1 protein-coding gene is annotated in these 1,139 nt (G+C 65.4%); it reads right to left on the bottom strand.

The genetic code is table 11. The annotated features are described in order from the left end of the window. Positions 1-1,092 (bottom strand): IS630 family transposase, encoded by a 1,092-nt coding sequence (locus OO54_RS40870; protein WP_033212800.1) that lies wholly within the window; start codon positions 1,090-1,092, stop codon positions 1-3. Positions 1,093-1,139 lie beyond the last annotated feature (47 nt).

Genomic DNA, 1,139 nt, shown 5'->3' with positions numbered 1-1,139 from the left:
CTAGTCTTCTGAGTCAGGAATTCTGTTCAGATATGAGGCGAGGCGTTCGAGGATCTCGTCTGCGGTCTTGGTCCATATGTAGGGCTTGGGGTCGGTGTTCCAGGCGGCGATCCAGGTCCGGATGTCCTGCTCCAGGGCCTGGACGGTCTTGTGGACGCCTCGCCGTATCTGCTTGTTCGTCAGCTCGGCGAACCACCGCTCTACCAGGTTGAGCCAGGACGACCCGGTCGGGGTGAAGTGCAGGTGGAACCGGGGATGCGCCAGCAGCCAGGTCTTGACGGCCGGAGTCTTGTGGGTGGCGTAGTTGTCCAGCACCAGGTGAACCGCGAGGCCGGCCGGGACTTCCTTGTCGAGCTTGAGAAGGAACTTCTTGAACTCCTCGGTCCGGTGGCGCCGATGGAGTGAGCCGATCACCTTGCCGGTGGCGACCTCGAGCGCGGCGAACAGAGTGGTGGTGCCGGCCCGGACGTAGTCGTGCGTCATCCTCTGCGGGACGCCGGGCATCATCGGCAGCACCGGCTGAGAGCGGTCCAGGGCCTGGATCTGCGACTTCTCGTCCACGCAGAACACCAGGGCCCGCTCGGGCGGGTCCAGATAGAGGCCGACGACATCGTGGACCTTGTCGACGAAGTACGGATCCGTCGACAGCTTGAACCTCTCCGAACGGTGCGGCTGCAGCCCGAACGCCCGCCAGACCCGGGACACCGTCGACTGCGACAGGCCCAGCTCCTTCGCCATCGACCGCGTCGACCAGTGCGTCGCGTTCTTCGGGGTGGACTGCAGGGTCCTGGTGACCAGCGCGGCCACCTGTTCGTCGGTGACCGATCTGGGACCACCCGGACGGGGCATGTCGCCCAGGCCGGCGATCCGGTGCTCGACGAACCTCGCCCGCCACCGGCCCACCGCATGCGGTGTCGAGCCGAGCCGGGCCGCGACCTCCTTGTTGGACGCACCTTCGGCACAAGCCAGGATGATCCGGCATCTCAGGGCCCACGCCTGTGGCGTGGAACGGCGCCGCACCCATCCTTCGAGCGCGGCCCGTTCCTTATCCGACAGGATCAACTCGGCCTTCGGCCGCCCCGTACGTGCCATAGGGCAAGCCTATACATCTGAACAGAATTCCTGACTCAGAAGACTAG

Source organism: Streptomyces wedmorensis (assembly GCF_000716445.1).
GTDB lineage: Bacteria > Actinomycetota > Actinomycetes > Streptomycetales > Streptomycetaceae > Streptomyces > Streptomyces wedmorensis.
Note: the sequence above shows the minus strand (reverse complement) of the source record. Positions and strands in the feature narration are given on the sequence as shown.